Source organism: Micromonospora sp. NPDC003776, from assembly GCF_053605645.1.
In genome coordinates this window covers 1-7,607 of the sequence record NZ_JBSGJR010000331.1, presented here as the reverse complement: position 1 = coordinate 7,607, position 7,607 = coordinate 1, and the positions used below count along the sequence as shown (strand labels likewise).

Here is a 7,607-nt window from a genome sequence, read left to right as displayed (position 1 = left end):
CCCGCCCTGGCGCTGTCCCGGCATGGCGAGCCCGGCGGCGGCGAGCACCGCCCACAGCGAGACCAGGATGGCGGGGAGGCCACCGACCTCGGTGGCGGCGAAGGCGACCAGGACCAGGCCGGCCACGGCGCCCACGCCGAGGGCGGTCACCAGGATGCGCTGCGGCGAGTACCGGCGCAGCAGCCGGACGTTCCACTGGGTGGCCCCGATCAGGCCGACCGCGCCGGCGCCGAAGACGAGCCCGAACTGCTGCTCGTCCAGCCCGTACCGCTGCTGGAAGACGAAGGACGAGCCGGAGACGTACGCGAACAGCGCCGCCATGGCGAGGCCCGCGACCAGGACGAGCCCGACGAAGGTCCGGTCGCGCAGCAGGGCCCGGTAGTCCCGCAGAATGGTGCTGACGCCGCCGGGGCGCCGCCGCCCGGGCGGCAGGGTCTCGGCGAGCCCGAACGCCGCGACCATGGCCAGCAGGACGCCGAACACCGCGAGGGCGGCGAACACGCCGCGCCAGTCCGACCAGCGCAGCAGCCCGCTGCCGAGGGTCGGGGCGAGGACCGGGGCCGCCCCCATGACCAGCATCAGTCGGGAGAAGAGCCGGGCGAAGGCCGCGCCGCTGAACAGGTCGCGGACGACCGCCATGGCCACCACCGACGCGGCCGCGACGCCGAGCCCCTGCAGCACGCGCAGTACGCCGATGACGGCGATGTCCGGCGCGAGGACGCAGAGCACCGAGGCCACGATGTGCAGCGCGATGCCGGCCAGCAGCGGCCGGCGTCGGCCGACCGCGTCGGAGAGCGGGCCGATCAGCAGTTGGCCGAGGGCGAGGCCGGCGAGGGTGCCGGTCAGGGTGAGCTGCACGGCCGCGGACGTGGTGTGCAGGTCGACGGCGATGGCGGGCAGCGCGGGCAGGTACATGTCGATGGTCAGCGGCCCGATCGCGATGAGCGAGCCGAGGACGAGCACGAGCCGCAGCCGTTGCCGGGCGCTCATCAGGTCACCGGGTGTCTCGATCGGCGCGACGGTGGGGGCCACGTCCGTGGCGGGGATTTCTGCAACGCTCACACCTGGCAGCAAATCGCCGCCGGGTGATCTGATTCCCCGACCGGCGAAAGGTGCGTGAGGTCACAGCCGACCAGGTGCCGGCCGACCCTCGACGTCTTGTCCGGGCGCCCTCCTGTGGAGCGGCAGGCGAGGGCAGCGTCGTTGCCGACCTCTGCGAGGCGCCAGAAGGGCCGCCGGGGAACGCTAACATCGACGCCCGCCATGTCGCCGGTCCACTCGACGCTGTCCGGCGCAGCCTTAGCCATGCCGTGGATAGAGCCATGGCGGGGATGTGTCCGACATGGATGGCAGCACTTCAGGCACGTTACCCAAGCGTTACGGGCGCCGCCGTTGACCGCGCAAATGTTAGCGATAACACTGACGTCGTTCACCGTCGGCGTCCTCGTTGTCGTCGCCGTTGTCACGAGGGAGGTGAGCGGTCGTCCGCCCCCGTCTCCAGTCCGCTGCCCCGGGCCGACCGGCGGCCCGGCACCGCGACGGCGTCCGGGGATCGCGGACCGCCAGCCCACCAGCCACGCCCGATCGGCCGGTCGACCGGCCGCCCCACTCGGAAGGACGGCACATGAAACTCGTACGGCTCACGGCAGCGGTCGGCGCCCTGGTGCTCGGCGCGGCGATGAGCGCCTGCGGCTCCAGCACCAAGACCGTCGACCAGGCGCAGGACTCGGGCTCCAACGCCGGAGCGCTGGTCGGCGTCACCATGCCCACCAAGTCCTCGGAACGCTGGGTCCACGACGGCGACAACCTGCGCAAGGCCCTGGAGAAGCTCGGCTACAAGGTCGACCTCCAGTACGCGGAGGACGACATCCCGACCCAGGTCAACCAGGTCGAGAACCAGATCACCAAGGGCGCGAAACTGCTCGTCATCGCCTCGATCGACGGCACCGCGATCACCACCCAGCTGCAGGAGGCCGCGGACAAGAAGATCCCGGTGATCGCCTACGACCGGTTGATCCGCAACAGCCCGAACGTCGACTACTACACCACCTTCGACAACTTCAAGGTGGGCGTCCAGCAGGCGACCTCGCTGCTGGTCGGCCTGAAGCTGAAGAACGCCGACGGTTCGGACGGCACCGCCAAGGGGCCGTTCAACGTGGAGCTCTTCGCCGGCTCTCCGGACGACAACAACGCCACGTTCTTCTACAACGGCGCGATGTCGGTGCTGAAGCCCTACCTCGACAAGGGCACCCTGGTGGTCCGCAGCGGGCAGAAGGACTTCAAGACCGTCGCCATCCTGCGGTGGAAGGCCGAGGCCGCGCAGAAGCGGATGGAGGACATCCTCACCAAGACGTACAGCAGCGGCGCCAAGGTCGACGGCGTCCTGTCGCCGTACGACGGGCTGTCCATCGGGATCCTATCCGCGCTCAAGAGCAACGGGTACGGCACGGCGGGTCAGCCGTACCCGGTGGTCACCGGCCAGGACGCGGAGGTCACCTCGGTCAAGTCGATCATCGCCGGCGAGCAGTACTCCACCATCTACAAGGACACCCGCAAGCTCGCCGAGGTGACCGCGACCATGGCCGACGCCGTCCTCAAGGGCGGCAAGCCCGAGATCAACAACGACAAGGACTACGACAACGGCACCAAGGTCGTCCCGGCCTACCTGCTGGAGCCGGTGATCGTCGACAAGAGCAACTACAAGAAGGAGCTCATCGACAGCGGCTACCTCACCGAGGCGCAGTTGACCTCCTGACCCGAGCCGGGCCGGTCGATCCGAGACCGTCGAGGGAGCCAGCATGACCGACCACATCCTGCGGATGCGCCGGATCACCAAGACCTTCCCGGGCGTCGCCGCGCTGTCCGACGTCTCGCTGTCCGTTCGCCGTGGCGAGATCCACGCGATCTGCGGCGAGAACGGCGCCGGCAAGTCCACCCTGATGAAGGTCCTGTCGGGGGTGTACCCGCACGGCAGTTACGACGGCGAGATCGTCTTCGACGGGCAGCCCTGCCAGTTCCACGGCGTCCGGGACAGCGAGCGGCAGGGCATCGTGATCATCCATCAGGAACTGGCGCTGTGCCCGCAGCTGTCCATCGCGGAGAACATCTTCCTCGGCAACGAGCAGACCCGGCACGGCCTCATCGACTGGCACCGGACCAACCACGAGGCCGGCGAACTGCTCGCCCGGGTCGGCCTGCGCGAGAACCCGGTCACGCCGGTCCTCGACATCGGGGTCGGCAAGCAGCAGCTGGTCGAGATCGCGAAGGCGCTGTCGAAGCGGGTTCGCCTGCTCATCCTCGACGAACCGACGGCGGCCCTCAACGACGACGACTCCGCGCACCTGCTGAACCTGCTGCGCGGGCTACGCGCCGAGGGCATCACCTGCGTGATCATCTCGCACAAGCTGAACGAGATCGCCGCGATCGCCGACTCCATCAGCATCCTGCGCGACGGACGGATGATCGAGACCCTCGACATGCGTACGGACACCGTCACCGAGGAGCGGATCATCGCCGGCATGGTGGGCCGGGACCTGGACCACCGCTTCCCGCCGCACGAGCCGCGGATCGGCGACGAGGCGCTGCGGATCGAGGACTGGACCGTGCACAGCCCCACCCAGCGCGGGCGCAGAGTGGTGTCGGACGCGGGGCTCACCCTGCGCCGGGGGGAGATCGTCGGGCTGGCCGGGCTGATGGGCGCCGGCCGCACCGAGCTGGCGATGAGTGTCTTCGGCCGGGCCTACGGCACCGACATCTCGGGACGCATCATCAAGGACGGTCGCGAGATCCACCTGCGCTCGGTCAGCGACGCGATCGCGCACGGCATCGCGTACGTCACCGAGGACCGCAAACGGTACGGGCTCAACCTGATCGAGGACATCCGGCGCAACGTCTCCGCGGCCGGCCTGAGCCGGCTCGCCCGGTGGGGCTGGGTCGACGGCAACCAGGAGTTCCGCGTCGCCGACGACTTCCGGCGCAGCCTGGCCATCAAGGCGCCGAGCGTGCTCAGCGCCACCGGCAAGCTCAGCGGCGGCAACCAGCAGAAGGTCGTGCTGGCCAAATGGATCTTCACGGATCCCGACGTCCTGATCCTCGACGAACCGACCCGGGGCATCGACGTCGGCGCGAAGTACGAGATATACACGATCATCAACCGGTTGGCCGACGAGGGAAAGGCCATCCTGGTCATCTCGTCGGAGCTGCCCGAACTGATCGGCATCTGCGACCGCATCTACACCCTCGCGGCCGGCCGGGTTACCGGCGAGCTCAGCCGGGCCGACGCCACCCAGGAACGCCTCATGCAGCTGATGACCACGGGAACAGGAGCAGGCCCGCGATGAGCAGCGTCGCCCCCACGAACCAGACCGTCCCGGCGGAGGCACCCGACCTCGCCGAGGCGGTGAAACCGGCCGGCGGCGGCCGCCGGTTCTCCGTCAACCTCCGGCAGAGCGGGATCTACCTGGCCTTCGCGCTGATCGTCGTGCTGTTCTCCGTGCTCACCGACGGCGCGCTCCTGCAACCGCAGAACATCTCCAACATCATCGTGCAGAACTCGTACATCCTGATCCTGGCCATCGGCATGATCCTGATCATCATCGCGGGGCACATCGACCTCTCCGTCGGGTCGCTTGTCGCGGTGACCGGCGCGATCGCCGCCGTCCTCATGGTCCAGCTGCACGTGGCCTGGCCGCTGGCCCTGCTGATCACCCTGGTGGCCGGCGCCGCGATCGGCGCCTGGCAGGGCTTCTGGATCGCCTACTTCGGCATCCCGGCGTTCATCGTCACCCTGGCCGGCATGCTGTTGTTCCGGGCGCTCACCCTGACCGTCCTCGGCAACCAGGGCATCGGCCCCTTCCCCGACCCCGTGCGCACCCTGTCCAACGGCTTCACCGAGGGCTACCTGGGCAACGTCGGCCTCGGCCCGCTGGGCGGCGCCGACCTGTTCAGCCTGCTGGTGGGCGTGGCCGTGGTGGCCGGACTGGCCCTCGTGCAGTGGCGCGGCCGGGCGGCCCGACTCGGCTACCGGCAGGCGGTCGAACCGCTGCCGCTGTTCGTGCTGAAGCTGTTCCTGGCCGCCGCGGTCATCCTGACGGTGGTCGTACAGCTCGCCCGGTTCAAGAACCTGCCCTGGGTACTGGTGCTGCTGGCCACGCTGGTGCTGGCGTATTCCCTGCTGACCAGCCGGGCGGTGTTCGGCCGGCAGATCTACGCCGTCGGCGGCAACCTCCAGGCCGCCATGCTCTCCGGCGTCAAGGTTCGCTCCGTGGTCTTCTGGATCTTCGTCAACATGGGCGTGCTCTCCGCGCTCGCCGGGGTCATCTTCGCCGGCCGGCTCAACCAGGCCGGGCCGACCGCCGGCAACGCCTTCGAACTGGACGCGATCGCCGCCGCGTTCATCGGCGGGGCGGCCGTGCAAGGCGGTGTCGGCAAGGTGGTGGGCGCGATCACCGGCGGCCTCATCATGGGTGTGATCAACAACGGCATGTCGTTGATCGGCGCGCCGAGCGAACGGGTGATGCTGGTCAAGGGCGCGGTCCTGCTGGCCGCGGTCGCCTTCGACGTCTGGTCCAAGCGCCGCGCCGGCCTGGTGAACCGGTGACGGCATACCCCGGTTGACCACGCCGGGCAGCCAGCTTCGTGTGCAACAGCCTTTCGCTCGGCTACGCCTGACCGCACGCCGGCCGAACCCGACGGGCGTCCGCACCGCGACCACGGGGCGGACGCCCTCGGACACCCGCCCGCCGGCGACCCCGCGCCGCGCCGATCGTTGAACGGGTGCCCCGATCGCGAGAGTGGAGGACGCGGTGTCGGACTACCCGAAGGCCATCGCCACGGCCAACCGGATCGAGCCGGTGCCGCGCCGCGTCCGGGCGTACCTCGCCGGCCAGCCGGTGCTGGACACCACCCGGGCGCGGTACGTGTGGGAGTGGCCGTTCTACCCGCAGTACTACATCCCGGTGGCCGACGTCCGCCGCGAGTTCCTCGTCGACGAGGGCCGCACGGAGGATTCCCCGCGCGGCACCGCCTGGGTGCACGGGCTGCTGGTGGGCGAGACGACACGCGACTCCTGCGCCCGGTGGTACAACGACGACGCGCTGCCCGGACTGGCCGACACGGTGCGGTTCGAGTGGGCCGCGCTGGACGCCTGGTTCGAGGAGGACGAGGAGGTCTTCGTCCATCCCCGCAACCCGTACGCCCGGGTCGACGCGCTGCGCTCCACCCGCCGGGTACGGGTGGAACTCGACGGCATCGTGCTGGCCGAGTCGACCTCCCCCGTGCTGGTCTTCGAGACCGGTCTGCCGACCCGCTACTACCTCAACCGCACCGATGTCGACTTCGCGAGGCTCGTCCCGTCGGAGACGCGTACCGCCTGCCCCTACAAGGGCTGGACCACCGACTGGTGGTCGGTCCGCGACGGCGGCGCCGTCCACCCGGACCTGGCCTGGTCGTACGGCTTCCCCACCGCGGCGCTGCTGCCGATCGCCGGCCTGGTCGCCTTCTACAACGAGAAGGTGGACCTCGTCGTCGACGGCCGCCGGCTCGCCCGGCCGAAGACTCATTTCTCCTGACCGGCCCGGCGCGGCAGGGCGGCGAGCGTCACACCCCGTGTCTACGGTGGGACGGAAACGTCGGAGCACGAGCGAGACGGGGGAACGTCACTGTGACCGCCACCGATTGGACCACCGAGGTCGAGGGCACCGGCCGGTACGCCGAGGTCAACGGCATCAACCTCTACTACGAGACGCACGGCAGCGGACAACCGCTGATCCTGCTGCACGGCGGGCTCGGCTCGGGCGAGATGTTCGGGCCGGTCCTGCCCGCGCTGGCCCAGCGGCACCGGGTCGTCGCGGTCGACCTGCAGGGGCACGGCCGCACCGCCGACATCGACCGCCCGCTCGACCTGCAGTTCATGGCCGACGACATCGCCGCGCTCATCGACCACCTCGAACTCGACCGGCCCGACCTGGTCGGCTACTCGCTCGGTGGTGGGGTGGCGCTGCGGGCCGCGGTGAAATACCCGGAGAAGATCCGCCGGCTGGTCGCAGCCTCGGCGCACGTGCGCTCGACCGCGATCTACGCCGAGATGCGCGCCCAGCAGGGCCAGGTGGGCGCGGCCGCGGCCGAGTTCATGAAGGACACTCCGATGTACCAGCTCTACCAGCGGGTCGCGCCGCGACCGGAGGACTTCCCCCGGCTGCTGGACAAGATCGGCGCGCTGATGGCGCAGGACTTCGACTACACCGAGGACGTCCGCGGCCTGCGGGTGCCGACGCTGATCATGGCGGCCGACGCCGACATGGCCCCGCCGAGCCACTACGTCGAGGTGTTCAATCTGCTCGACGGGGGCCTGCGCGACGGCGGCTGGATGAACGAGGGACGGCCGAGGGGCGGCCACGCGCTGGCCATCCTGCCCGGCCTGACGCACTACAGCATCTTCAGTTCGCCACTGTTCGCCGCCGCCACCCTCGCGTTCCTCGACGACCAGCCGAGCTGACCCGGTCGGGGTTCCGGTGCGCCCCGACGTCGTCGCATCCGCACTGGGGTGCGGATGTTGTGGTACGGCGAGTACTCCCGCAGGTAGGCCCAGTCCTCCTCCCGGTCCGGGT

Annotated in this window: 6 protein-coding genes; 5 read left to right on the top strand and 1 reads right to left on the bottom strand. The window is 70.0% G+C overall.

Annotation, left to right across the window (positions count from 1 at the left end; all coding sequences use genetic code 11):
• Positions 1–990, bottom strand: a 990-nt coding sequence (locus ACWEVO_RS23685; RefSeq protein WP_452309710.1) for a multidrug effflux MFS transporter, incomplete at its 3' end; no start/stop codon positions are given.
• A gap of 634 nt (positions 991–1,624) precedes the next feature.
• Between ACWEVO_RS23685 and chvE the strand changes: the two genes are divergently transcribed.
• The 5 genes from chvE (at position 1,625) to ACWEVO_RS23660 (ending at position 7,495) form a co-directional block, all read left to right on the top strand.
• Positions 1,625–2,755, top strand: coding sequence for a multiple monosaccharide ABC transporter substrate-binding protein (gene chvE, locus ACWEVO_RS23680; protein ID WP_452309708.1), 1,131 nt, complete (start codon positions 1,625–1,627; stop codon positions 2,753–2,755).
• A gap of 55 nt (positions 2,756–2,810) precedes the next feature.
• Positions 2,811–4,340, top strand: coding sequence for a multiple monosaccharide ABC transporter ATP-binding protein (mmsA, locus tag ACWEVO_RS23675; protein WP_452309709.1), 1,530 nt, complete (start codon positions 2,811–2,813; stop codon positions 4,338–4,340).
• Entirely contained in the window at positions 4,337–5,599 is a 1,263-nt protein-coding gene (gene mmsB, locus ACWEVO_RS23670) for a multiple monosaccharide ABC transporter permease (RefSeq protein ID WP_452309707.1), read from the top strand. The genes mmsA and mmsB overlap by 4 nt, the downstream gene beginning before the upstream one ends.
• A gap of 205 nt (positions 5,600–5,804) precedes the next feature.
• Positions 5,805–6,569 carry a DUF427 domain-containing protein gene (locus tag ACWEVO_RS23665; protein WP_452309706.1) on the top strand — a complete coding sequence of 255 codons (765 nt, stop codon included), beginning with the start codon at positions 5,805–5,807 and terminating at the stop codon, positions 6,567–6,569.
• A gap of 92 nt (positions 6,570–6,661) precedes the next feature.
• A complete protein-coding gene (locus ACWEVO_RS23660) occupies positions 6,662–7,495 on the top strand; it encodes an alpha/beta fold hydrolase (protein ID WP_452309705.1) in 834 nt (277 codons plus the stop codon).
• Positions 7,496–7,607 lie beyond the last annotated feature (112 nt).

Excerpts from the sequence above, each read along its gene's own strand:
- mmsB (WP_452309707.1), top strand. The coding sequence starts at position 4,337 with ATGAGCAGCGTCGCCCCCACGAACCAGACCGTCCCGGCGGAGGCACCC.
- chvE (WP_452309708.1), top strand. The coding sequence starts at position 1,625 with ATGAAACTCGTACGGCTCACGGCAGCGGTCGGCGCCCTGGTGCTCGGC.